This window comes from Puerhibacterium sp. TATVAM-FAB25, from assembly GCF_046535855.1.
GTDB lineage: Bacteria > Actinomycetota > Actinomycetes > Actinomycetales > Cellulomonadaceae > Puerhibacterium > Puerhibacterium variabilis_A.
In genome coordinates this window covers 56,813-80,711 of record NZ_JAXUAK010000002.1, presented here as the reverse complement: position 1 = coordinate 80,711, position 23,899 = coordinate 56,813, and the positions used below count along the sequence as shown (strand labels likewise).

Here is a 23,899-nt window from a genome sequence, read left to right as displayed (position 1 = left end):
TCGAGACCCCTAGGCGTTCGGCGGCATCCCGCACTCCCAGCAGCGGCATGACAGACGGATTCGCCTATGCGAAGGCGCCGGTCAACACAAGCCCGATGCCCGCGCTCCAGTGCGCCAACTGCAGGGTGGGCACGTGTCGCGGGCATCCAACGCAGCGGTCGGCCCCGCCCGAGATCGCATCCTCGGACGCGCGGAGGAAGAGGCTCGCCGACGGCTGGCCGGCGCGCTCGAGCGGGGGAGTTCGCCCGGTCGGTGACCCCCGCTGACGGGTCGGCTGGGCGGTCGTCAGGAGCAGGTGTCGCAGATCCGGGTCGCCGGCAGCACCATCTGGCAGGTGGGGCACAGGACCTCTTGCGGCTCTGTGCGCCCGCCGCCGACGCGGCCCCGGCTCTCACCCGAGACGGGCAGCCAGTGGGTTCGCGCGTCGATCCACACGTACCCCTTGCCGATGTACCGGGTCCGCACCTTCGGCCCACCCGCGCCGATGTAGGAGCCGGAGTGCGGGATCCAGATGAGCTCGGCGTCGTGGTCGGCGAGCAGTTCGCGGACCATGGGGCGGTTGTCCAGCGGCACCGGCAGCGCCTCCATCGCACGCTCGAGGTCGGGGTAGCGGGTGCGGCCACGACCCGACAGCTCCGACTCGCACGCCGTGCAAAGGCGCCAGCGCGCAACTTCAGCGGGGTCGGTGACCTCCATGGTCTTCGTCGTCCAGGACAGGTGCGGACAGGTGGGCACGTGCACCGTGTCGCCGGTCTTGACGCGCACGAGCGTGTGCCCGATGCGGCGGGCTGCGTCCAGCGGGTCGGGCACGAGGTCGCTCAACGTCGTCTCCCTGCTCTCCAGCCCGGCGTGACCGGGCCGTCCTGGAAGGGCGGCGGCCGCATCTTCGGGCCACCAGCGAGAAGGCTACGGCGGGACTGCAGCCCCACATCTGCGACACCACGTCTAGGTGTGCCACGACTTCCCGGTACGGTCGGCTGCCAGGCACGTGCTGGAGGCAGGGGTGACGCGCCGAGCGATCGCCCGGCGCAAGCGCTTCGGGATTGGTGACCCGTGCGCGCGGCTAAGACGGACTCAGCAGCCTCAGCGGCGGAGCGATCTAGGGATCAATCGCGCGTGTGCGGGGTTGAGGTCGTCCTGGCCCAGCTCGTGGGTGTTGCTCCAGGGTCCGGTCCTGCTGCCCACGCGCGACTGAGGCCGGCGAGCGTTGCTGCCGGGTGCGCTCAGGCGGCGCAGTCGGTGCACACCGGCTGGCCCGAGCGCGCCTCGGCCAGCTGAGAGCGGTGGTGGACCAGGAAGCAGCTGGTGCAGGTGAACTCGTCGGACTGCGGCGGGATGACTCGGACGGTCAGCTCCTCACCGGACAGGTCCGCACCGGGCAGCTCGAACGACTCCGCCGCCTCGTTCTCGTCCACGTCGACCGACGAGGAAGTCTTGGGGTCTTTCGGGCCGGTCAGCGCGTCGAGGGACTCGTGCTCGTCGTCGTCCTTGGTGCGTGGTGCGTCGTAGTCGGTGGCCACGGGCTTGCTCCTTGTCGTACCGGGGGTGGGTGTGTCGGGCGCTCGGGTGCCCGGCGCGGTGGGCGGGATCGCCCCGAAGTTTGCACCGCTGGGTGCTTGCGCGCACCGCGCAACACGCACGCCGCGAAGTGCATTCCCCACAGCCTCATCCGTCGCAGAAACCTGTCAGGGCCCGGAGCTCAGCAGCTGCGCGAGTGCGACGCACGCGCCGCTCCGCGGGATGCGCTTCCGGTCGCCTCGATGGTGGGCCGTGGTTGCACAGCGGGGCGCCGGCGAGGAACAGCACGAGGCTGGCGGCAGCGAGCGTTTAGGCGTCGGGCCGGCGATCGACCAGGCCACCGGCGACCATCGTCAAGCCCGAGTAGACGGTGCGGGCGCGTTGCCGGGAGCTGGCCGTGAACCGTCACCGGCAAGCCTCGCGAACAACTCGGCGAGCCAACCGACTATCTGCGCGGTCACGCGCGGGTCGACGGGGCCGTGCAGGTCCGTCCGGTAGGTGCGCAGGGTGGCGGGCCCGGGCTGGGGGCGCAGGATGTGGTTGACGTCCGGCACGAGGCGGGCCTCGACCGGGGCGGGCACGAGTTCGGCGATGACCTCGAGGTCGGCCGGCTTGGCCTGGAGGTCCTTGCTCCCGGTCAGGGCGAGCACCGGTGCGCTGATGCGCGCCAGGTCGGCTCGGGGGTCGTAGGCCATGAACTCCCGGTGCCAGCGGGCGTTGAGCTTGGCGCCGTCGACCCATGCCTCGTCGGTGGTGGTGGCCTTGAGCTTGACGTGGTTCTTGGCGACCTTCTGCTCGAGGTCGGTCCGCAGCAGCCGCAGGAGGATTCGGACGGCGGTGGGCAGAGTGGGTGCGATCTGGCGCACCTGCCAGCGCAGCAGCTCTTCGCCGGGGGTGGCCGAGCCGCTGAGCAGGATCACGCCGGCGAGCTCGTCGTTCCCGGCGGCCACGATGGTCGCCAGCAGCGCGCCCTCGGAGTGTCCCGCGATGACGATCCGTGACCGGTCCACCTCCGGGCGGCTCGCCAGGCCTGCCAGGGCCGCCCGGGCGTCGTCGGCGTTGTCTCCGAAGCCGGCGGCGCGCCAGCGCCCGCCGCTGGCACCGACGCCGCGCTTGTCGTAGCGCAGGGTCGCGACCCCGGCGTCGCGCAGCGCATGCGCGAGCTGGCGCGTGATGTCCAGCGGCATGCGCTTGTGGTTGGAGTCCCGGTCGACGGGACCGGAGCCCGGGATCAGCAGGGCGGCCGGGAAGGGGCCGGTGCCGGGGGGCGTCGTCAGCGTGCCGGCGAGGGCAATGTCGCCGGAGGGGAAGGTCAGTGTCGTGTCGGTCATCGGTGCTCCTCGGCCGGCGGGCCCGGCGTCGCGCCGGGACCCGCTCATCAGGTCAGGGGGTGACGCGAGCCAGGGCGGCCGCGACCTCGGCGGGACGGTCGACGTCGACCAGCAGCTCGGCGTAGCGCTGGCCGTCCAGGCGGACGCGCAGCGCGGGGCGCCCGGACCGGACCGACACGAGCGTCTTGCCGCTGCGGGAGCGCCAGGTGCCGATCTTGCGCGAGCCGGGCAGCGCCAGGCCCGGCGCGCGCAGCCCGCGGGCGGCGGCCAGGCCGTCGGGGACCACCTCGACGCTGCGCACGGCCGAGAGCGGGACGTGCTGGTCGCGGATCAGTCCGGCGACCTTCTCGGCGCGGGTGAAGGCGACGGTCAGGGTGTCGGGGAGGAGCGTGATCGCTGTCATGGTTGACATCATTCTCGCAAGTGAGAATGATGTCAACCATGACGTGGTGGAGGATCGCTTGATGGAGCTCAGACCGGCAGACGTGGTGCTGCACCCCGTGCGGCTGCGGATCGTGCAGACGTTCCTGGGCGACCGGGAACTGACTACGGGCGAGCTGCGTGCCCAGCTGCCGGAGGTGTCGGCGGCGACGCTGTACCGCCAGGTGGCCGCGCTCGTCGACGGCGGAGTGCTGGAGGTGGTGGGCGAGCGGCGGGTCCGCGGCGCGGTCGAGCGGACCTATCGGCTGCGCGCCGGCGCAGCCCACGTAGGCGCCGACGAGGCGCGCGGCATGAGCGTGGACGACCACCGCCGAGGCTTCCTGACGTTCGTCGCGGGCCTGCTGGCCGACTACGACCGTTACCTCGATCGGGGCGACGTCGACCTGGAACGAGACCTGGTCGGATACCGGCAGAACGCCATGTACCTCACCGACGACGAGCTCGCGGAACTGATCGGCGAGCTCCGTGCGGTGCTGGAGCCACGGCTGGCACTGCAGCCGGATGGCCGGCGCACCCGTCGGTTGTTCAGCACCGTCCTCATGCCGGATGCGGAGCCGACCTCCAGCCGGGACGTTGGGCGGCCGGAACGCTGACGGCGGCGGGGCTTACGCCCCGGCGTGGGCGACGTGTATGCGGTCGCCTGGCCTACCGCGGTCCCGACGACTCGTCCGGCAGATCGAGGGGGACTCAGCCGTTCGCCGTTGCCGCGAAGATCCACGCCCGTTCGGCGGGATGGCGGGCGGCCCACTCCATTACCTCAGCCTTGATTCCGGTGAAGTCGAGAGCCTTGCCCTCCGCCTACCAGCGCGCCGTCCAGAGATCGTTCTCCTCGACGATCCAATTGACCCACACGCTCGAGCCGGGAGGGTCGGGAATCGGTTGCGCACCGGGGTCCTCTTCCGGCGAGCCGGCCGACGGGTCTATCTAGTCTCGATACTTCGGCATCACACGACCTCACCCACACCAAACGGGCGTGGCGCCTCTAACGAGGGCTTGGATGAGTACGCCATGCTCAGACGGTGCCGTCCAGGCGCTGGTGGTCTACGCCGACTCCGCAGTCGGTGACCCTGCCGCCGGAGACGTTGGAGACCTGCAGGTCTTTGACCCGTCCGCAGTCGCAGCGGAACTTGGCGCGGGCGAGGCCCGGCAGGCTGGGCGCGTACTCCAGCAGCGTGTAGCGCGCGAACCGGGTGCCGATGGGGAACGGCGGCTGCGGGGGTAGGCGCCGGGGCCGGCACTGGTCGCACAGGACCGGGGCGTTGCCGGCGACGCCGGTGCGATCGATCGGTTGCCCGCAGCCGCGGCAAGTGAGCACCCGGGCGCGCGGCCCGCGGCGCCACCGCGAGAGCGCGTGCTGGTGCGGCTCGCAGCAGGTGCGCCGGTGCGGGCGGGACCCGGCGGGCAGCGGTGCGCCGCACCACAGGCACTGGCGGGCCGCCTCGCGCTCGGCGAGCACCGTCTCGAGTTCGCCGGCCGGTAGCTCGCGCAGCGTCGTCACCCCGGGGTCCCGAGCTGGGTCGCTGGCCGGACGTGCACCGTGATCGTGGCGCCGGGCTGCTCGCCGTCGGCCGGCTGGCGCTTCTCTGCCTGGAGCCGGTCGACCAGGTCGTCCTGCGGCTGCAGGGGCCCGCTCCACTGCCGCGGGCCGAACACCGGGATCATCGCGTCCAGCGTGGGCTTGATCAGGTTGTCCAGGTCCCACGTCTCGCCGGCGTGCCGGGACGGGCCGAGCCGGAAGTCGATCTCGACGGCGTATCGGAAGGCGGCCGTCACGCGCGGCGGCGTGGTGGCCGCCCACCGCTCGCACGCCGCGGTGACGACGCGCTTCCATTCCGCCTCGCGCGCCGTCGCGAACGTCGCCGGGAAGCCGTCGACGTCGAGGGTGATCAGATGCTGCCAGCCGGGCGTCTCAGACACCGGCCCCACCTCCTGCGGCGCCGGCGAGCTCGAGGCCGTCGAACGCGACCTGCTCCTGGATGTTCGCCCTGGTGGCCACGGACTCCTTGCACGGGGTCCCGGACGGGGACGAGAGCGTGCCGGAGCGCACCACACTTGCCACCTGCCAGCACGTGCCAAGTGTGGTGCGGTCCTGCGAGACGCCAGCCGTGGCCACGGCAGAGCTTTCGGTGAGCAAGGTGAGGTTGAGCCGGTCGGCGGTGGCGGTGCTCGTCACCGCGATGGTGCCGTTCTCGGAGTGCAGCCAGTCGATGGGGCGGATGGCGTCGTCGTCCTGGTTGAGGATGTCGGTGCCCGCGCAGTCGGTCAGCTGCTCGGCAACCGCGGCGGTGTCCTGCCCCGGGCGCAGGCCCGGCGCTTGCGCCTCGAGGCATGAGAGCGCAGCAGCCACGTTGCTCTGCAGTCCCTCGGTCGCGCCGTCGTTGGAGCGGCCGTAGACGTTGTAGTGCGCCTCGCAGCGCTTGAGGACCCCAAACCCGATCAGAAGCAGCAGGGCCAGGACTGTCCCAGCGATCCATTCGAACCGGCGGGCCGCGTGCGACAACGGTGGCCGACGCTCAAACCGGTCTGCCAGCCCAAACGGGTCAGACATCGGTGTCGCCGTCCGTCGACGGCTGCTCGTCGTCGGGCTCGGCGATGCGGCGGCGCTGTTCGTCGTACAGCCGCTCGATGTACTCCTCGAGTCGAGCGCGCTCGATCCTCCACACGCCGCGCCCGCCTACCTGGATCGCCGGGAGTGCCCCGGACGTGACGAGCGCGTAGACCCCCCGTTTCGAGAGCACGAGCTCCTCGGCGACATCGTCGACGGTCATGAACCGGGCCATGGGCACATGGTGGCAGCCCGAGCGGTGGCGTGCGCGGATGCACAGGTGGGTGGCGGCCTGCCTGGGAGGTGGCTGGCGCCGCGGCCTGGAGCGGTGTGGAGGCTGCGCTGGGGGTGCATCGAGGGCTGGAAGCCTGACGCTCGATGGCTGCGCACGTCGGTCCCGGCTGGGGCAAATGCAAAAACTAGAGGAGTCCAGAAAGCTGTGATGGGTACGCGGCTCGCGGTCTCCACGACGCTGAGGGCGTCGGCGCTAGGCCCCGTTTGAGATCTCCCGGGCAGGCCTCTGCGCCTCGCCCCCATGACCGGAACTGCCCGCGATCGCACGGCCCCCGGCACGCACATTGGATTACTGGCGCGCCGTCGAGTGTGCGGAAGGCGCCCTCGCATCCTCGTGGATACCGCGATCGGGGCTCGGAGCGCTGGGGGCGCGGGTGGGGGTGGTCCTCTGCGTGGGCGTGCATGCACGCGACCCGGTATCGACGGCGATCCGGGTTTCGTGCTCAGCCGCGGAACTTGTCCAGCGCGAGCGTGAGCGCGTCGATCCCGGCTCGACGTTCGCGCATCTCGAGCGACTCGGCGAGGTCGAGGGCGGTCAGGACGATGCCGGCCGAAGCGATCTCGCGGACAGTCTGGATGGGAAAGGTCGTCGCGCGCAGCACGATGGTGCCCTCGTTGTCCGGGACGAGGCTGAACCTGCGCGTCACGGTGTCGCGATCGTCAAGCGTGAGGTAACCATCAAGGACCGCTGATCCGGCAAGCCCAAGGTCCGAGCGCATCACGGCAGTGTTGACGACCGTCTGGGCAACACGCCCGAGAACGGACGAGTGCCCCACGAAGCGAGCGACAAGTGCGCGGGCCCTCGCTCGTTCGACAAGCTCCTCGGCGGTCAGCGAACGCAGCCGGGCCTTGAGGCGTGACCGCTGCGTGCCTCCCATCCACGATGCGTCGACTTCGGACAGAAGCGCGACCGCACCCCACGCCGTCGCTGCCGACCAAGCTCGGGAGCGCAGCGTCCCGTGCACTGCAAGGAACCTATCGACAGAGCCGGAGTCGAGGACCCCGCGGGCCAGGGCCGTCAGCTCACCCTGGGTAACAAGGTGCTGGATCTGGCGGGTCGAGACCCCTAGGCGTTCGGCGGCATCCCGCACTCCCAGGAGCGGCATGACAGACAGGTTCTCCTATGCGAAGACGTCGGTCAACGAGCGTAACGCTGGGTGCCCGCTGGCTCGTCAGCCGCAGGGGTGGGCGCGCGCCGCGCTCATCCGGTGGAGCGGCCAATCCCTCCCGAGATCACGTCTTCGGACGCGCGGAGGAAGAGGCCCTCCGACGGCTGGCCGGCGCGCTCGATCGCGGGGTTCGCCTGGGCGGTGAGGGCGTCGTTGCGTTCGAGGTGGTCGGCGAAGCGCCGTGCCGCGCGTAGGTAGAATTGCGAGCGGCTCATCCCGTGCTGGGCGGCCAGACGGTCGACCCGCTCGAGTTCCGTGGCCGGGACTGAGATCGTCGTCCTCACTCGTCGAGTATGGCCTCCGCCTCGGTCCGCCGTAGTCCGTATCGCGGCCGAGCGAGTCCGGCGCCGACCTTGCGGAACTACGTGCCAAGCGTGTGTCTTTCGCATGGACGTCAGTCGGGGGAGTGGCCGCCGAGGCGCTGGCTGCAAGCCGGCGCCTCGGCGGGCTCAGAAGCACCCGATTGGCACCCTGTCCTGCGCAGCGTTGCGACTCTGCAGCGGTCGAGCCCACTTGGCGTGGGCTCCCGGCCGCGCAGGCGTCCGGAAGGGGCCGCATCCGCGCCGGAGGCGTCGAGAAGGACGTGAGTTTGAGGAGCCGGAGGGCGACGTGCACGCCGCGCTCGGCGTCGCCTACCACGCCAGGTACGACTGCGACGGGCCGAGAGTCTTCGGCTCCGTCACCGGCGCCCACGTGGGTGGGGAGGCGCTCCGCCTCGTCCCCGTCGAACGACGAGCCCCCTCTTCCGGGAGGGCCGCAGCAGGTGCTCAAGGTCTCCGGGTCCACTTCAACCTCGGGATCACGCGCCTGGAGGATGGATGCTGGCTAGCGCTAGGGCGTCGGATCCGGCTGCGATGCTTGAGCAGTGGCTACCGCACAGGCGCTGGCGACCCTGCTTGCACCGTTTGCTGACCAGGAGGATGTGACCTCGGGTTGGCGGCTGGCGGGCGTGCTGCCGGAGGCTGCGGCCCGGGCGGCATCGCTCCTTGATGCCGCCATGGTCACCGCTCGGCCAAACTGGCATCAGCCCCCGATGTGGTGGCTCATCGACCTCGCTACCCAGTTCGACGGGCGGTTGGTCGGCTCGTTGACGCGCGGGCACCTGCGCCTGGACGGGATCCAGGTTCAAGGCATGGCCTTGTGGCGCCAGTTGCTTGAGCGTCTGGAGCGTGATTGGCCGACCACGGCTGATGCGGATGCACTCGGAACTGCCGTTGCAGAGGTATGGCGGTCCTGGGACGCCGAAGACCCCGTTGCCGCCGGCGGGGTGGAGGACGTTCTTGTTGAGGGGCTTGCCGATGGCGTGTACGGCTTGTGGTGGGACTAGGTCCGCGCCAACCAGGAATGCGTAGACGGCGCACAATGTGCGTACCAGTTCTCTTGTCGCGCTTGAGTGCACCCGCGAAGTCGCGGGGTTGACGGGGGAGGTATCGACCCGCCGGCGTCGAGCTCGGGAGTTCTCTACGGCTCCACTGTCTTTCTAGAGTTTCATAGTGTTCATAAAGCGGGCCGTCCGGGCTCGAGCGGAGCTCGTGACCTGCCCACCAGCATCGCAGCGCCGCACTTCGGCGACACCGTACGGGGGGGGTCACTCGACAAGGCCTAGCCGACGATGGATCTCGGTCTGCTGACGCCAGAACTCCCTCCGGGTCGCACTGCCAGTACCGGCCGGAGCCGTCGCGGAACTGCGCCACGTCGGTCCCAGCCAGGGCAAATCCAAGAACTTGGATAGCTGTGATGGGTGTACGCGGCTCGCAGTCTCCACGGTGTTGAGGGCTCCGGCGTCAGGCCCCGTCCAAGACTCGCTGGGGCCGGCCCTGGGGGGCGTCTGACCCGAGTGCCGTGGGGTGTGTGGCTGTGAGACTTCAGTCGTCCCTCGCGGCCTTGGCAGCTGCGGCTTTGGCGGCGCGGGCGCGCTGGGTCGTGGTGCGTCGCCAGGTAGCGATGGCTTCGGCGCGTTGGTTGGGGCCGCCGAGGAAGGCGTACTGCGGGTTGATGGTGACCCCGGCGGTGTTGGAGCGGTTGGCGCGTTGGATCAACTCGCCTTCTTCGAGGACCTTGAGCGCGGCGCACCAGGGGCTCTTGGTCATGCCGATGGCGCTTGCGGCTGTTGTTGGTGGGCCGAGCGGCTGGGTGCTGTTGCCACCCTCGGTGAGGGCGATGAGGCGGAGCATGACGCGTAGCTCGCTGCCGGGTAGGCGTGCCTGGATGAGGGTGTGCAGGTTCGGGGTGAAGACCTTGATCCAGGGGCGAGGTGGCGCGGGGATGTGCATTGCCTCGAGTGCCTCGCGGTGGTTTTTTTCGTAGCCGCGGAAGGCGAGCGCGGGGTTGAGGTCGAGGTGGAGTCCACGTCGCCGGCGCTTGCGTACGAAGTCGGCGTCGCACAGCCGACTGGTCGCGGCGGAGATGGTGTCGGGGTCGCGTCCTAGGCGGTGGGCGGCGGCGCCGGCGTTCCAGTTCTCGATCGTGGGGGAGTTGGTCTTGAGCTGCGTCATCAGGTACAGCGCGAGCTCGATCGCCGTCGGGGCGATCGGGGCCTGGATGAGGGCGGTGAGCTGTCGGGGGTACGCCTTGACCCAGGAGTGGTCTTCGAGGTAGCCGTCGGCGGATTCGCGCCAGGTGACGCGTTGGGCTCGTTTGGCTGGTTGGTGGTGGGTCATGGTGGCCTCGCGTTGGAGCTCACGGTGTGTGAGCCGGGGCGAGGCACGGTTCGTGGTGCGGCGAGCGCGGCAGCCGCCGCACGGTGGGGCGGGCGTGGGTCCTGGTTTCGCCGGTTGCGTCCGGTCGTTCCAGGACGCATCGGGCGCGGTTCCAGGGTCCTGACCTGCGCGGATGTGTCGTGGGCGGGTTCCTCCTTCTTAGGTCTGTAGTCATGGCCTATCGGGCGGGCCCGATTCGAGCTGCTGTTGGGCGGGTCGGGTGAGGTCAGCGCAGGGACGCGGGTGGTGGCAGGTGTGCCTGGTCGAGGATGACTCGGGCGGTGTCGGGGGCGTGGTTGCTCTGGTCGGGCGGCGGTAGCCCGATCAACGTCGGCCCCCGCACCGGAGCCCTCGCCTACGTCCTCGGTTTGGCAGGGGGTGGGATGACCCGTGGCGATGGTTGGAGTGACCTAGAAGCGTTCGGCGAGTTGGGCGGCCAGGCCATAACGGCGCAATCGGGCAGGAGGGCAGGGGCTTGCGTGAGTGGAGAAGCTGGCGGCCCGCGGTAGCTGCGCCGCGCATCCCGCCAGGCGGGGGAGTGCCGCATCTTCCTGCCCCGGTTGGGACCTGGCGAGCCGGCCGTGAGCGCCGCCTCCTGACCCCATGCCGATATTCGGCGTCAGGCGGCGGCGCCGCGGATGGTGCAGTCGAGGTAGCGCTGGACGGCTTGGTGCTCGGGCAGGTGCGCGGGGTAGTAGAGGCAGCGGCCGGCGAGGTGGTGGTGCGGACGTGTGTGGGCTGGAGTGACCGTTGGTCTCGCGGATGGTGAGGTCGCGTCGGAGCATGGCGTGGGCGGTCTTGCCGGTGTACTGCGGCCTGCCGAGCGTGTGGGTCGGGCCAGAGCATCGTCGGTGTCGAGGGCAGAGTCGGCGGCGAGGGCGATGCTGATGGCGCTTGTGCGTACGGAGTGGGCCGGGGTGAGCAGGGGTTGGTGCGTCCCCGAGGACGTGGTGGCGCAGGACGGTGGCGAGGACGTCGCCGTAGGGGGCGTACCGGAAGGCCCGTGGGTCGAGCACCTGCGCTGCAACGCACGCGCGAGCTAACTGCTGCGGCCGATGCGGTAACTGCGCGAGTGGGGCAGCTGTCCGGGGGCCCGTCTCAAACTGAGAACGGAAGGTCGTCGGCTTGCACGCGACAGGCGGCTCCCATCCGCTCGTCGTACGTGCGGCGACTGCACTCAGAGGGCGTCCGGGCACAAGTATGGGCATGACAACTACGAACATTTCTGTGTCGCCCGAGCCGATGGATGGGTCCCTTGCCGACGACTTGCGTGAGGGTGCGGCCGAGTGTGCCCAAAACGCGCGCGGATACCTCAGCGGGACCCGTCCCCCTACGTCGGCTTGGTACACGCCGGACGGAGAGGCTGCGTTGGCGTGGGAGAGCGCGGCGTGCCTCCTTGCCCTGGCCGGCGATCTAACCGGCGATGAGCTCGCCGCAGCCCGCTCGCTGGCCGGACTGCGGTTTGACGGTTCGTTGAAGCAGTTCGTCGCGCGCGCGAAGTCCATGGCTGCGAAGGCGCGGAAGGCTTGATCGAGGCGGCTTCGCTGATTGGTCGCCGCTTTGTGTGTCGCCGCCGCGCGCTCCCGCGTCGTCGGGTTCTGGCTTGGGCGACTGCTGGCTGCAGTGCCGAGTCGGCCCTGGGCATACCGATGGCCGGGCTGCTGCTGGTGGGCTCGTCGCACAGGCCGGCCGAGATGCCGATGCTGAAGCGACCTCCGCCCTCATCGACGGCATCGTGGAGGACCGCGGTGAGTCTTGGGAGCTTCCTTCTCCTCTCGCGGCCGACCTGTCAAACGCGAGCTTGGGTGCTTCCGGCGGGCCCAGGGGCGGAGGTTGGGTCGACGGGATCGAGGGAGAACTCCGACGGGCTTGCACCGGTAGCGAACTCGCCCCGAAGTAGCGCCTCGAGATGACGGGCGAGAGCGGAACTGGTGTAGAGAAAGGGCTCGGCCATGACCAGGACCGTGCCCGTCGGCACCTCGTAGGCAAGGAGGTCGTTGCCTCAGCACCGCACCCACGTCGAGAGGCTGGCGGCGGTGCTGTCCGTTCGCCGGCCAGTGACGCCGGCGATGCGCCCCGCGCCAACCTCCTTGCGCCCTCAGCTGGGCCCCGGACTGTTCCTATCGGCGAGCTTGTACCCCATCTGACTGGTCCTCGTAGGCGCTTCTCGAGCCACCGAAAGCGACCAGCCGCGGGGGGTCCAATGTGTAGTTTCAAGACTACAGTCGAGTCATGGGTACGTCTCTTCGGGTCGTCACCATCCGCGACATCGCCCTGTCGGAGCAGGTCGGCTATGCCTGGCTGATCCTCGCGACCGGCAGTCTGCGGACTGGCACGGTGCCAGCCGCGTGCTCGGAAGGAGCAGGCGATGAGTTGCCAACCACCCAATGTCCCGTTGGTCTGGCGGGAGGGACCATCCGGCGAGGAGCGCCGGCTGTTCGTGGTCCGCGAGACGAGCCGGTCAGATCGGCAAGTGAAGGCAATTCGCGAGCTAGTTCCCCTCGCCACCGATCAGCGGGTGTGGATTGACGCCGACAGAACCATCAAGCGCGAGGTCGTGGTCCAGGCGACCGCCCGTGCGGGGTTCCGAGCGATCGTGTTCCGCGTCGACATCGATTGGCTCCGGTGGTCGACGACGTCCTCGGCGCGGATGGATGGCGAAGGGGTCAACCAGTTCACGGAGATTTTGGCCGAGCTGGTCGACCGCATCCGCCCAAACTTCGGGCCGTGCCATCGCCCTGTCGGAGCAGCTCGGCTGTCCCTTCCTGATCCCTGCGGCCGGCAACCTGCGGGGCGGCGGATCGTGAGCCGTGCGATCGAGAGGAACGAGCGATGAGCCACCAACCACTCAGCGCCCCGTCGGCGTGGCAGGAGGACGCGTCCGGCGACGAGCGCCGGCTGTTCGTAGTGCGCGAGTCGAACCAGTCCGATCGGCTCTTGTTCGACGCCATGCGCGAGCAGACATACCAGGGCTACCGCGGCGAGCCTCAGGTGGAGGCCGTTCGCCAGCTGGGCTCGGCGCCCCTCACGACCGAACAGCCACTGTGGATCAAGGTCGATGGCACCACGCATGAAGTCGTCGTCCAAGAGATCATCCGGGCGGGGACCCGAGCAGTGCTGTTCCGCGTCCGCAACGACTGGCATCTGTGGTCGATGACGTCCGCTGCGCGGATGGACAGCGAAGGGGTGAACCAGTTCACGGAAATCCTGGCGGAGCTAGTCGACCGCATCCGGCCGGACGTCGTGATCGCCGCGAACTTTTCGCGACTGATCCGCTCGCAGGATCAGGGCAATCGGCTCCAGTACGCCTTCGCCAACCGGGTGCGCAAGGTCGTCGCGGGCAATGTCGAGTTCCCGTTCGAGGGGCCGCAAGCCGACGTCGGCAAGATGATGTTCGGGATGTTCGCGACCATCGCTTCGATGGAACGGAACTGGATCGTCGCCCGGCTCCTGACCGGCAAGATCGCGAAGTGGCGGCGCGGCGAGTGGGCCCACGGGCGGGGGATCGTCCCGTTCGGGTACCGGTACGACAAGAGCACGAAGCGGCTCGTGCCCGTTCCCGAACTGCAGGGCCAGGTCCGCAGCATGCTGGTGATCCTTGGCAGTGACCGCAGCCCTCGTGCGACGGCACGAGCACTCATCAAGATCGGGGTCACCAGCATGGGGACCTCGCATTCCGGCAAGCAGGCCCCTCTCGCCGCGATCGTCAACGCCCATTCCCTGCTCGACTCCCTCTATGCCTGGGCGCCGCTGTGGTTGACGGGTGAGCACCTGCTGCGCATCACCTGTCCACTGCAGGGGTTCAAGGAGCTCGCCGGCGTGCCAGTGACACGCGGCGAGGGCGACCTCCAGGGTGAGCTGCAGCTCCTCCACCACGTCGACCTGCCTGACGGTGGTTGGGCCGAGCGGGAGGTCTTGGAGCGCGTCCGCCGGCGTGCCATCGAGCACAATTCGGCTCGTCGGAAGAAGGGCCGCGGCGGCGACGTATCGCTGTCACCCGCCGTCGTCGCCGCCTCGAAGGACTGGACCTTGCAGGCTGAGCTCCTCTCACCGTCGGAGATGCGAGGGGTGGGCCGGGCCTCCAAGAAGAACAAGGCGCGCGGCCGAGGGGCAGCATCGATCTCGCTGCTCAGCGGCATGTCCTGGGTCGAGGGGACGTGGCGGTACGAGCTCCAGGTCGCGAAGCGAGGGCAGTACCGCGTCGTGCGACGCCCGGCGTGGTCGGCTGCAGAGGACCGAGAGGGCATCCTGTGAGCGGCGGGTCCATCGACGGCGGCGAGCTGGTGTCCAACGACATCGTGGCGTACATGAGCTCCACGGACCTGCTGCACGGATTCGTGCGGGCCTTCGCCCGTGCATGCCGTGAGGGCGTACCCGTCCAGAAGTTGGCCGGACTGTCGGTCTTCTACGCCGTCGCCGATTCTGCGAGGGTTGCGGTCTCTGAGAACCCGCGCGATGTCTTGCGGGGGGATGCCGAGCGAGCGCGTTCGCGGTTGGAGCGGGCTGTCAAGCGTTCGGTCGCCACCGAGGACGAAGAGATCGGCAAGCAACTGCTCCGAGAGGCCGAGAGGTGGCGTCGTGCTGAGCAAGAAGCGCTCACGAAGCTTGCCGGCCTGGAGCAGGAGCGGGCTGATGAACAGGTGCCACGATCCTTCCGGTCCAGCACGCAGCTCATCGATGCGGCACTGGCGCGACTAGCCACGGCAGACGACCGCTTCACACAAGAGGAGTACGAGGCGTTCCGAACGCTGGTGCGCGACCTCAAGCTCGTTCAGCGCAGCGACGGCGGTTGGGAAGCGTCCGCGGTTGTGCGCCTTCCGGTCGAGGATGGCGTCGCCGAGGTTGGGCCGATCGGGTGGACGATCACGAACGCGAACACGGGTGTCCAGACGATGCGCGCGCGCATGGACCGGCCCGGGTACGGCGCTACGCGGTCACGCGACACGCTCGTCGAGGAACTGACGGCTGCGGGGGTGTCACGAGTGGCTGCCCTGGTCATCACCCACGCGCCCTTCCCGGAACTGGCACAGCTGCTGCGTGAGGCGGTCTTGGACCTGCCGCCGGCGGCCTGGGTGGGCCCGGAGTGGCGGCGTCCGGAGTTCGCCGCGCACATCCGTGCGGTGTACACCGATCCAGCATTTCGCTGGGATCCGCGGGGGAAGTGGACTCGGATGTCGGCGGAGCGTCAGGCGTGCGTCGACCTGGCGATCGAACGGGGAAGCATCACGTACAAGGACTTGCAAGAGGTCTCCCCAGGGGCGCGTCAGGACAGCGTCTGGCGACTCAGCAGTCCACCGTCGCGGTCGTTCACTCCCACGGGCATGCGGGAGTGGAGCCCGGTTCTCGATGGCCGGATCGAGCGGACGCGCCTCGTCGCTGCTCCGCGGCGTTGCTGGTGTGGCGCCCTTGGCACGACGATTGCCCGGGTCCCTGAGGTGGCGACCGACCTGCTCTGCTCGAACGGTCACGTTGTGACCGGAGACCGACCGAGCGGTCCCGCAATCGCCTTCCCATCGGACTACCAGTTGCTACGGATGTTGCCGGAACAGTGGCGTGCGGCCCTGAGTGGCGGGCGCGCGGCCCGGAATCGGACGGCCCCTCGTGTGCCGACACAGTTCGAGCGCACCCTCCTGGCGGCCCTGCCAGAGGCGGATGGGGACCCGGAATCGGCGAGCCAACTCGGGTCACGACTGGACCGCAATCAGTCGCAGGTCCTCGCTCGCCTGAAGGCCATGGTCGAGGTTGGCTGGGTGCGGCGGATGGATGGGTATCCGTCTCGATGGACCCGGGCTGAAGGCGCACCCCCGCCACACGATCCCAAGGCGTGACGGTTGCTGCCCAGGTCGGGCTGGCGAGGGTCGCCGGCCCAACCTGGGCGAAGCCCGAAGCTTGGCGGCCACGCAGGGCAGGAGACAAGCCATACCTGAGGGCTCGTGACAAGTGCCATTGACTGCACGGTCAGTAGCCTGGACCCATGCCACGTCGATCGGGCTCGTATCGCACGCCTCGGGAATGGGTAGCGGAGGGTTCGTGGCCGGACGGGTCCTTCGCCGACGACTCACCGACCGCAGTGGCCTACGCGGTGGAGATCGCGCGCCGCCTGGAGCGCAGCATCGGTGACCGCTCGAAGGCGAGCCTGGCCCGGGAGGCAAACATCGAACGCTCGACGCTGTACGACTTGCTGTCCGGTCGAAGCTGGCCAGACGCGATCACCATCGCCCAACTCGAGCAGGCCCTCCAGGCACGCTTGTGGCCGGATCACCCGGTGCCGATGCTGACCGATCGCTCGGCAGGCAAGGCGGAGTCGGAGGTCCCCGCGGAGGGTGCCTCAACGACCGGTGAGGCTCCCCAAGCGAGCTGAAACGAAGGTGGACCTGCGCCAAGAGCGGCGACTACGGCGGCGGATCGTCTAGGACGCAGAGCGCGGCGTCGACGTGAGCGAGGTTGAACGCCTCAATGACCCTTGACCAGGGTGAGCGCGTAGCAGTGGTCGCAGCCGGAGGAGACGCGGTGACAACCTGTGGTGGGGTTCCACGTCGCTCGGTCCGCTCGACCTCGCTTCCGGCTGCCATCGTCGCCTTCAACTCCGCGCTGCCTGTTCCCGCCGGCCCGGGACGTCCTCACAGTGCGAGGGGTCACTGAGGGAGTCGTACCGCACCTGGTGGAGGGGAGCAGCCGAAGTCTCGGTGGGCAGGTGGACGCCGGCGTCGGGGAGGCGATGGCTACGCTGAACGGCGGAGTGCCGCGACGCCGATGAGGAGGTGTTGAAGCTGGTCGCGTCGAGATGCGGCGGGGCGTCAGCACGCCCGCTGAACCCTGCATCCGACGGCTGTCCGTCCGGAGGCGGACGCGGTGAACGACGCGCTCCGTCGCGTCATCCGCTGGTCGGTCGGTCGCCCCGTCCGCGGGGGCTAGTGGCACAGTGCCCGGGGTACGCCCGGATCTACGTGCCCCAGCTCCCCGCCGACCTCCGGCGATGCGTGACGAGGGCGCCGCCGCCCTACCCCTCGGTCAGCACCGCTGCGCTGACCTTCAGCAGTTCGTCGAGGTCAAGCTGCCATGACCGCAGCAGCTGCATCGCCACCTCCTCCACATCCGGACCAGGCGCCGCTGCAGGTCATCCCGCGCGCGAACGGCAGTACGCCATGGCCGCTCGAGTTCAACGGCCACCGCGGGAAACCGCTCGCGCAAGCTCTCAGCGCTCGCGCCTCAGCCACCGCCTGGCGCGCCACCAGCCCGAGAGCGGACGTGTGACCCATCTGCCAACGAATGACACGCCGCATCCCGCCGTCGAGCACGATCGCAACCGGGGCCAGTTCCAGGGCCCCGGACGCCGGTGGCGCGGGGTCGGCCGCGGCGCGCCGGACCTCCAACGCAACCAACTTCAGCACCACGTCATCGGCGCCGCGGTACTCCTCCTCCGGTGATGCGGTCGCATCCATGTCGGCAGAATGCACCTACCCACCCACCGACATCTCTCACACGGGAGCCCGATCGCGAAGTCGGTGTCGGCCTCGCTCACTACTCTGGTCCCGTTCGAGCCCATGGACAGAGCCGCCGTTCGAGGCACGGTGGCTTCGCATACCGCGACGACGTGAGGAAGCAGCGTGGAGAACTGGGGAGAGAAAGTCTCCTTCATCTGGTCGATCAAGGAGATCCTCAGGGACCACTACAAGCGACACGAGTACGGTCAGGTCATCCTGCCGCTAGCGGTCATCCGCCGGCTCGACTGCGTACTCGAAGGGACGAAGGTTCAGGTGCTCGCCAGGGCCGAGACCCTGCCCGGCAGCCCTGATGACCACTTCGACCTGCTCGCCATCACGGCCGGGCAGCAGTTCTACAACACCAGCAAGTTCACCATCGAGGCGCTGCTCGACGACCCGGACAACATCGCCGACAACCTGCGCTTCTACCTCAACGCGTACTCCCCGAACGCCCGCGACGTCATCGACAAGTTCGACTTCTTCCGACACATCGACCGAATGGACCGAAGCGGCATCCTGTACGCCGTCATCAAGCGGTTCACCGAGATCGACCTGCACCCCGACGCGGTCAGCAACCTTGAGATGGGCTACTTGTACGAGGAGCTGGTCAGGGTCGCGGCCGACCTCTCGAACGAGGAAGCCGGAGAGCACTTCACGCCACGTGAGGTGATCCGCCTGATGGTGAACCTCCTGCTGGCCGATGACCGTGGGCTCGATACCAAGGGGAAGGTGTTCACCGCGTACGACCCGACGTGTGGCACGGGTGGGATGCTGACTGAGGCAGAGCACCGACTGCGGGACGTGAACCCGTCCGCGAAGGTGCACCTGTTCGGGCAGGAGGTCTCGCCGGAGTCCTACGCGGTGTGCCGTTCAGACATGATGCTGAAGGGTCAGGACGCCTCGAACATCAAGTTCGGCTCAACCCTCACCGAGGACGGGTTCCCGGACCGGAAGTTCTCGTACATCCTGGCCAATCCGCCCTATGGCAAGGACTGGAAGACTGAGAAGGCGAAGGTCGAGGCCGAGCACAAGAACCTCGGAATGGCCGGCCGGTTCGGTCCCGGCCTGCCGTCCACCTCTGACGGGCAGATGCTCTTCATCCTCCACATGGTGTCCAAGATGAGGCCGGTAGAGGAGGGCGGCGCCCGCGTCGCCGTCGTCGTGAACGGATCACCGCTGTTCTCCGGGGACGCCGGGTCCGGCCCCAGTGAGATCCGCCGCTGGCTCATCCAGAACGACCTGCTCGAAGCGATCGTCGGCCTGCCCGACCAGATGTTCTACAACACCGGCATCAACACCTTCATCTGGGTGCTCACCAACAAGAAGGCGCCCGAGCGGCAGGGCTACGTCCAGCTCGTTGATGCCCGTCAGATGGTCGCGAAGATGCCGAAGTCGCTCGGCAACAAGCGCAACATGCTCACGGAGAAGCACCTGACCGACATCACGGCGCTGTACGAGTCGTTCACAGAGTCTGAGGTCAGCAAGATCCTGCCGAACGAGGCGTTCGGCTACCGCAAGGTCGTCGTCGACCGGCCGCTGCGGGCCCGCTGGACGGTCACCGACGCTGCGATCGAGGCCGTGGCCGCCCTCGGTGCGGTGGCCAAGCTGCCGAAGGCAGACCAGGAGACCCTGATCGGCAAGCTTGCCGGCATGGTCGGCACCACGGCGGAGACCGAGGCCAACTTCCGCGGTGCTCTCGCTTCCGCCTTGGACGCGATCGGCGCCAAGGCCCCGCTGCGGACGGCGGTAGCTAAGGCGTGCCTCGTGCGTGATTCATCCGCTGCGTCCCTCACGGACGGGCGTGGCCGTGCCCTTCCGGATGTCGACCTGCGCGACAGTGAGAACGTCCCGCTCGACGAGGCGGTCGCCGACTACATGGATCGCGAGGTACTCCCGTACGTGGATGACGCCTGGGTGGCTGACCCCGAGGGCAGGCTAGGCTATGAGATTCCCTTCACCAGACTGTTCTACAAGTACACGCCGCCACGGCCCCTCCATGAAATCGACGCCGAGATCAAGTTCTCACAGCGTCGCATCCTCAAGATGCTAGGCGAGGTGGCCGAGTGACGAGCTTTGCGCTCAGCGTTGACGAGGTGCAAACACCCGAGGGGTGGCGCCCATTCAAGCTCAAGCACATCGCCCCGTTCGTCAACCGAGGGGTGGCCCCGACCTACTCAGCAGCACCCTCCGACATCCGGGTGTTCAACCAGAAATGCATCCGTCCTGACCGGACTATCGACTTGGGCTTGGCCAAGTTCCATGAACCCGTAGACGCCGGCAAGTTGGCTAGGGGACTGCTGCGGCAAGACGACATCTTGGTGAACTCGACGGGCACCGGGACGCTTGGTCGAGTGGCCCGCTACTCGAGCGATGGCGGCGCAGTGGTCGCCGACGGTCACGTCACCATCATCCGGTGCGACCCGGCCAGAGTTCATTCTGCCTACCTGGCCTACGTCCTTGGCACTGATGACTTCTACCGCTACGCCAACGAGGCGTTGGCCGTTGGCGCCACGAACCAGACGGAGCTAAATCGCGACAGGTTGCGCTCGCTTGCCATCCCACTCCCTCCGCACCCTCAGCAGGTGCGGACTGCCGCATGGCTTGACGGGACGCTGCGGAAGGTGGGACGGCTCGCGGGAGAGCAGTCACGGCAGAGGTCACTGCTGGATGAGGCTGAGCGGGAAACGGTACGTCGGCTCGTCATCGGTGCCGACCAGCCCGGTGGGCGTGTGCAACGGGGCCCATATTGGCTCGGGCCCACGCCAGACACCTGGTCACCACACAAGATCGCGTGGCGCTTTCTAACCGGCTCGGGGACTACTCCGAAATCCACAGAGTCGAAGTACTACGGCGGGTCGCACCCGTGGCTGAACACCGGGGAGTGCCGCGATGCGTTGGTCACGTCGACGGCGAAGACCATTACCGATGTGGCCCTCGAGGAGCACAGCTCCCTGCGGTACTACCCGGCGGGGTCGTTGGTCGTGGCCATGTACGGCGCAACCATCGGCCGGTTGGCTATTCTCGGTGTGCCGATGACGGTGAATCAGGCGTGCTGCGTGCTGCACCGGCCTACCGAACTCGACCCTGCATTCGTCTTCTTCTGGCTGTGGGCGCATCGATCGGAACTCATGTCCATGGGTGAAGGCGGCGGTCAACAGAACATCAACCAGGAAGTGATCCGGCAACTGCGGATTCCCGCTCCTGACCTCGCGCAACAACAAGACGTGGTGCTGACAATCCGCAAGGTGCTCGATCGGAACCGGGCCGTGAAGGAAGAGATCGACAGGCAGTTGACTTTGATGCTCGAGCACCGCCAAGCGGTCATCAGCGCAGCTGTGAACGGGCAGGTAGACATCACCCGGGAGGTTCCCTGATGCCGCAGCACGTGACTGAGGCGCAGTTCCAGTCCGACATCTACAGCTGGCTCACCACGCCGGGTAGCGCAGGCGGGTACACGGCCGGAAGCCAGGCCCACTACGACCGTACCCTCGCGCTCGATCCGGTCCAGCTCTTCGCGTTCATCGAGGAAACGCAGAGCGACCAGTGGAAGGAGCTGGTGAAGCGCCACGGCGGCGAGGAGGACGGCGCGCGGCAGAAGTTCCTCGCCCGGGTCGCGCAGCAGGTCTCCTCCTTCGGCACTATCGCAGCGCTGCGCGACGGTGTGGAGGACCAGCGGGTCCGCATCAAGCTCGCCTACTTCAAGTCTCCGACCACGATGAACGCCGAGCACATGGCCCGCTACCAGGCGAACCGGCTCACGGTCGTGAAGGAGCTGAAGTACGCACCCGGCCACCAGAACCGGCTCGACCTCGCGCTGTTCCTAAACGGGCTCCCGGTCGCGACCGCGGAGCTGAAGAACCCGCTGAACGGGCAGGGCGTCGACCACGCGATCGCCCAGTACAAGGCCGACCGCAGCCCCACCGACGTGATGCTGTCCCAGCGCGCCGTCGTGCACTTCGCGGTCGACCCCGGGCTGGTGTACATGACGACGAAGCTCGACGGCAGCGACACGGCCTTCCTGCCGTTCAACAAGGGCCACAACGACGGTGCCGGGAACCCGCCGGCACCGGAGGGCAAGTACCAGACGCACTACCTGTGGGAGGACGTCTGGGCACGCGAACCGTGGCTGGACATCCTCGGCCGCTTCGTCCACCAGGGTTACGACCACCAGGCGAAGAAGACCAAGCAGCCCCTGTTTCCCCGCTACCACCAGTGGGACGCCGTCCTCGCGATGGAGGCGCACGCCCGTAAGCACCGGTCCGGCCACATGTACCTGTGCCAGCACTCGGCTGGGTCCGGGAAGTCCAACACGATCGCCTGGCTCGGACATCGCCTGTCCGTTCTCCGCGACGCGGCTGACGAACGGGTCTTCGACAAGGTCATCGTGATCACCGACCGGCGCGTCCTCGATGAGCAGCTGCGCGCGAACGTCGAGTCGATGGAAAAGGTGAAGGGCACGGTCGTGGCCATCACCGAGTCGGGGTCGCCGAAGTCCGTCCAGCTTGCTGACGCTCTGCGGTCGAGCGCGAAGATCGTCGTCACGACGCTGCAGACGTTCCCGTTCGTGCTGTCCCTCGTCGGAAACGCTGACCTCGCCGCGAAACGCTACGCCGTGCTTATCGACGAAGCGCACTCCTCCCAAGGCGGGGACGCCGCCGTCGCGCTTCGCCAGGCACTGGGCGAGAAGGTGGCCCGCGCCCTGGAGGAGGCAGGGGAAGACCTCACCGACGCCGAGGTGGGGCTGACCGCGGTGCTCGCCGCACGGGAGCACCAGGACAACATGAGCTTCTTCGCGTTCACCGCGACGCCGAAGCCGCGCACCGTCAACCTGTTCGGCACCCTAAAGGACGACGGCACCAAGGGCGCGTTCCACCTGTACTCGATGCGCCAGGCCATCGAGGAGGGCTTCATCCTCAACGTTCTGAATAACTACATCACCTACGAGACCTACTACCGGCTCGCCGCGGTGGACAAGGAGACCGCCGGCAAGCTCGTGGAGATCTCCGAGGCGTCCCGCGAGCTCCGCAAGGTCGCTGTGGCGCACCCGCACCTGATCGCCGAGAAGGCGCGCATCATCGTCGAGCACGTGCGCAAGCACACGCTGACCAAGATCGGCGGCAAGGCGAAGGCGATGGTGGTCACCGACTCCCGCAAGTCGGCGGTCCGGTACAAGCAGGCCATCGACTCGTACATCGGCGACCACGGGTACACCGACGTGCGGGCCCTGGTGGCGTTCTCCGGGAAGGTCAAGGACGCTGGCGAGGACTTCACCGAGTCGGGCATGAACGACTTCCCCGACACCGAAACCGCGGCTCGGTTCAAGGGCGAGCCACCGCACAAGCCGGGTGAGTATCACGTGCTCGTCGTCGCCGAGAAGTTCCAGACCGGTTTCGACGAGCCCCTCCTGCACACGATGTTCGTCGACAAGACGCTCACCGGGGTGAACGCCGTCCAGACGCTGTCGCGGCTGAACCGGACCACCGCCGGCAAGACGGACACGCTGGTGCTGGACTTTCGCAACCACCGAGACGCCATCCAGGCCGAGTTCCAGCTCTTCTACGCTGAGACCACCGCGCTCCCGGCCGAGATCAACGCGCTCAGCGACGCCCGCGACGCCGTGCTGCGTGACTACGACGTCATCGACGTCGACGACGTCACGAAGGCCACCGACGCGTACTTCGCCCTCGACCCCGCCAAGCGGAACCAGGCCGTCATCTACGCCGCACTAGCGCCGGCGAAAGAGAAGTACGCCGCCCTGTCGGAAGATGACCAGGAGGCGTTCAAGACCGCGGCCGACCGCTTCGTGCGCATGTACGCGTTCCTCTCGCAGGTCTTCCCCGACAACGACCCCGGCACCGAGCGGCTCTACGTCTACTGCCGCGCCCTGCTGCAAGTCCTCCCAGACGGCAAGTCGGGGCGCCTCCAACTCGGCGACAAGGTCGTTCTGACGCACCTCGCCCTTGAGGAGGGCGCCGAGGAGCCCATCGAGCTCAGGGACAAGCCGGCGGACCCGCTGCTGCCGTTCCCCGGTGAAGGCCGCGGGGGAGCAGGGGAGAAGAGCACCGACACGATTGCCGGCATTATCGAGCGCATCAACCAGGCGCACGGGCTCAACCTCGATGACCGCCACAAGCTCGCCATGGAGCAGGTCTTCCTGACGTGGACACGGGACGAGGATCTGCGCCCGGTGGCTCAGAGCAACAGCTACGACGACTTCCTGTTGGAGTTCCACAAGAAGTTCGTCACCACGGTGCTAGAGATCGAGCAGACGAACAAGGCGCTGTTCGACGTCCTGATCCAGGACCCGGGGGTCCGCGAGGAGGTCATGTCGTTCTACGCGCCACAGGTCTTCCACGCGCTGCGGATGGGTGACACCGAGGGGACCGAGGAATCCTAGATGACTGTGTCCGATTCGCCC

At 68.3% G+C, this 23,899-nt stretch carries 22 protein-coding genes; 9 read left to right on the top strand and 13 right to left on the bottom strand.

Going from position 1 to position 23,899, the window contains the following annotated elements; all coding sequences use genetic code 11:
* Positions 1-285: 285 nt before the first annotated feature.
* From U5M74_RS02695 to U5M74_RS02680, 4 genes are all read right to left on the bottom strand, one after another.
* Entirely contained in the window at positions 286-822 is a 537-nt protein-coding gene (locus U5M74_RS02695) for a hypothetical protein (protein WP_410905923.1), read from the bottom strand.
* A gap of 401 nt (positions 823-1,223) precedes the next feature.
* Positions 1,224-1,520, bottom strand: a complete 297-nt coding sequence (locus U5M74_RS02690; RefSeq protein ID WP_410905921.1) for a DUF4193 domain-containing protein — start codon at positions 1,518-1,520, stop codon at positions 1,224-1,226.
* A gap of 351 nt (positions 1,521-1,871) precedes the next feature.
* Positions 1,872-2,849, bottom strand: coding sequence for an alpha/beta hydrolase family protein (locus tag U5M74_RS02685; protein ID WP_410905919.1), 978 nt, complete (start codon positions 2,847-2,849; stop codon positions 1,872-1,874).
* A gap of 52 nt (positions 2,850-2,901) precedes the next feature.
* Entirely contained in the window at positions 2,902-3,252 is a 351-nt protein-coding gene (locus U5M74_RS02680; RefSeq protein WP_410905917.1) for a hypothetical protein, read from the bottom strand.
* On the opposite strand from U5M74_RS02680, the gene U5M74_RS02675 reads away from it, so the two are divergent.
* Entirely contained in the window at positions 3,239-3,883 is a 645-nt protein-coding gene (locus tag U5M74_RS02675) for a helix-turn-helix domain-containing protein (RefSeq protein WP_410905915.1), read from the top strand. The genes U5M74_RS02680 and U5M74_RS02675 overlap by 14 nt on opposite strands.
* 419 nt (positions 3,884-4,302) lie before the next feature.
* On the opposite strand, the gene U5M74_RS02670 is transcribed toward U5M74_RS02675, so the two are convergent.
* From U5M74_RS02670 to U5M74_RS02645, 6 genes are all read right to left on the bottom strand, one after another.
* A complete protein-coding gene (locus U5M74_RS02670; protein WP_410905913.1) occupies positions 4,303-4,788 on the bottom strand; it encodes a hypothetical protein in 486 nt (161 codons plus the stop codon).
* Entirely contained in the window at positions 4,785-5,207 is a 423-nt protein-coding gene (locus U5M74_RS02665; RefSeq protein WP_410905911.1) for a hypothetical protein, read from the bottom strand. Before U5M74_RS02665 ends, U5M74_RS02670 begins: the two co-directional genes overlap by 4 nt.
* Positions 5,200-5,790, bottom strand: a complete 591-nt coding sequence (locus U5M74_RS02660) for a hypothetical protein (RefSeq protein WP_410905909.1) — start codon at positions 5,788-5,790, stop codon at positions 5,200-5,202. Before U5M74_RS02660 ends, U5M74_RS02665 begins: the two co-directional genes overlap by 8 nt.
* Positions 5,791-5,830: 40 nt before the next feature.
* Complete coding sequence (locus tag U5M74_RS02655) at positions 5,831-6,070, bottom strand: helix-turn-helix domain-containing protein (protein WP_410905907.1); 240 nt, start codon at positions 6,068-6,070, stop codon at positions 5,831-5,833.
* Between the two features lie 502 nt (positions 6,071-6,572).
* A complete protein-coding gene (locus U5M74_RS02650; RefSeq protein ID WP_410905905.1) occupies positions 6,573-7,235 on the bottom strand; it encodes a hypothetical protein in 663 nt (220 codons plus the stop codon).
* 95 nt (positions 7,236-7,330) lie between these two features.
* Entirely contained in the window at positions 7,331-7,582 is a 252-nt protein-coding gene (locus U5M74_RS02645; protein ID WP_410905903.1) for a ribbon-helix-helix protein, CopG family, read from the bottom strand.
* 581 nt (positions 7,583-8,163) lie between these two features.
* On the opposite strand from U5M74_RS02645, the gene U5M74_RS02640 reads away from it, so the two are divergent.
* On the top strand, positions 8,164-8,625 hold the full coding sequence (locus U5M74_RS02640; RefSeq protein ID WP_410905901.1) for a hypothetical protein: 462 nt from the start codon (positions 8,164-8,166) through the stop codon (positions 8,623-8,625).
* 538 nt (positions 8,626-9,163) lie between these two features.
* Here the strand turns inward: U5M74_RS02640 and U5M74_RS02635 are convergent.
* The gene (locus U5M74_RS02635; RefSeq protein ID WP_410905899.1) at positions 9,164-9,958 is read right to left on the bottom strand and encodes a hypothetical protein; all 795 of its coding nucleotides are present in this window, start codon (positions 9,956-9,958) and stop codon (positions 9,164-9,166) included.
* 2,479 nt (positions 9,959-12,437) lie between these two features.
* Here U5M74_RS02635 and U5M74_RS02630 point away from each other — a divergent pair.
* From U5M74_RS02630 to U5M74_RS02615, 4 genes are all read left to right on the top strand, one after another.
* On the top strand, positions 12,438-12,833 hold the full coding sequence (locus U5M74_RS02630) for a hypothetical protein (protein ID WP_410905897.1): 396 nt from the start codon (positions 12,438-12,440) through the stop codon (positions 12,831-12,833).
* Positions 12,830-14,251, top strand: coding sequence for a recombinase family protein (locus U5M74_RS02625; protein WP_410905895.1), 1,422 nt, complete (start codon positions 12,830-12,832; stop codon positions 14,249-14,251). Before U5M74_RS02630 ends, U5M74_RS02625 begins: the two co-directional genes overlap by 4 nt.
* Positions 14,248-15,825 (top strand): hypothetical protein, encoded by a 1,578-nt coding sequence (locus U5M74_RS02620; protein ID WP_410905893.1) that lies wholly within the window; start codon positions 14,248-14,250, stop codon positions 15,823-15,825. The genes U5M74_RS02625 and U5M74_RS02620 overlap by 4 nt, the downstream gene beginning before the upstream one ends.
* Before the next feature lie 146 nt (positions 15,826-15,971).
* Positions 15,972-16,358: a helix-turn-helix domain-containing protein gene (locus U5M74_RS02615; protein WP_410905891.1), complete on the top strand. Its 387-nt coding sequence runs from the start codon at positions 15,972-15,974 to the stop codon at positions 16,356-16,358.
* Between the two features lie 92 nt (positions 16,359-16,450).
* On the opposite strand, the gene U5M74_RS02610 is transcribed toward U5M74_RS02615, so the two are convergent.
* Both U5M74_RS02610 and U5M74_RS02605 read right to left on the bottom strand, forming a co-directional pair.
* Positions 16,451-16,819, bottom strand: a complete 369-nt coding sequence (locus U5M74_RS02610; protein ID WP_410906373.1) for a DUF5131 family protein — start codon at positions 16,817-16,819, stop codon at positions 16,451-16,453.
* Positions 16,820-17,046: 227 nt separating this feature from the next.
* The gene (locus U5M74_RS02605; RefSeq protein ID WP_410905889.1) at positions 17,047-17,439 is read right to left on the bottom strand and encodes a hypothetical protein; all 393 of its coding nucleotides are present in this window, start codon (positions 17,437-17,439) and stop codon (positions 17,047-17,049) included.
* Between the two features lie 165 nt (positions 17,440-17,604).
* Between U5M74_RS02605 and U5M74_RS02600 the strand changes: the two genes are divergently transcribed.
* From U5M74_RS02600 to U5M74_RS02590, 3 genes are read left to right on the top strand one after another with little or no spacing between them, the layout of a single operon-like run.
* Complete coding sequence (locus U5M74_RS02600) at positions 17,605-19,548, top strand: N-6 DNA methylase (RefSeq protein ID WP_410905887.1); 1,944 nt, start codon at positions 17,605-17,607, stop codon at positions 19,546-19,548.
* Positions 19,545-20,855, top strand: a complete 1,311-nt coding sequence (locus U5M74_RS02595; RefSeq protein ID WP_410905885.1) for a restriction endonuclease subunit S — start codon at positions 19,545-19,547, stop codon at positions 20,853-20,855. The genes U5M74_RS02600 and U5M74_RS02595 overlap by 4 nt, the downstream gene beginning before the upstream one ends.
* A complete protein-coding gene (locus tag U5M74_RS02590; RefSeq protein WP_410905883.1) occupies positions 20,855-23,878 on the top strand; it encodes a type I restriction endonuclease subunit R in 3,024 nt (1,007 codons plus the stop codon). The genes U5M74_RS02595 and U5M74_RS02590 overlap by 1 nt, the downstream gene beginning before the upstream one ends.
* Positions 23,879-23,899: the final 21 nt, after the last annotated feature.

What these genes read in the sequence shown, in the direction of transcription:
- U5M74_RS02685 (WP_410905919.1), bottom strand. Translation starts at nt 2,849, where the DNA reads ATGACCGACACGACACTGACCTTCCCCTCCGGCGACATTGCCCTCGCC.
- U5M74_RS02680 (WP_410905917.1), bottom strand. Translation starts at nt 3,252, where the DNA reads ATGACAGCGATCACGCTCCTCCCCGACACCCTGACCGTCGCCTTCACC.
- U5M74_RS02655 (WP_410905907.1), bottom strand. Translation starts at nt 6,070, where the DNA reads ATGGCCCGGTTCATGACCGTCGACGATGTCGCCGAGGAGCTCGTGCTC.
- U5M74_RS02650 (WP_410905905.1), bottom strand. Translation starts at nt 7,235, where the DNA reads ATGCCGCTCCTGGGAGTGCGGGATGCCGCCGAACGCCTAGGGGTCTCG.
- U5M74_RS02635 (WP_410905899.1), bottom strand. Translation starts at nt 9,958, where the DNA reads ATGACCCACCACCAACCAGCCAAACGAGCCCAACGCGTCACCTGGCGC.
- U5M74_RS02625 (WP_410905895.1), top strand. Translation starts at nt 12,830, where the DNA reads ATGAGCCACCAACCACTCAGCGCCCCGTCGGCGTGGCAGGAGGACGCG.
- U5M74_RS02615 (WP_410905891.1), top strand. Translation starts at nt 15,972, where the DNA reads ATGCCACGTCGATCGGGCTCGTATCGCACGCCTCGGGAATGGGTAGCG.
- U5M74_RS02610 (WP_410906373.1), bottom strand. Translation starts at nt 16,819, where the DNA reads ATGCAGGGTTCAGCGGGCGTGCTGACGCCCCGCCGCATCTCGACGCGA.
- U5M74_RS02605 (WP_410905889.1), bottom strand. Translation starts at nt 17,439, where the DNA reads ATGGATGCGACCGCATCACCGGAGGAGGAGTACCGCGGCGCCGATGAC.
- U5M74_RS02590 (WP_410905883.1), top strand. Translation starts at nt 20,855, where the DNA reads ATGCCGCAGCACGTGACTGAGGCGCAGTTCCAGTCCGACATCTACAGC.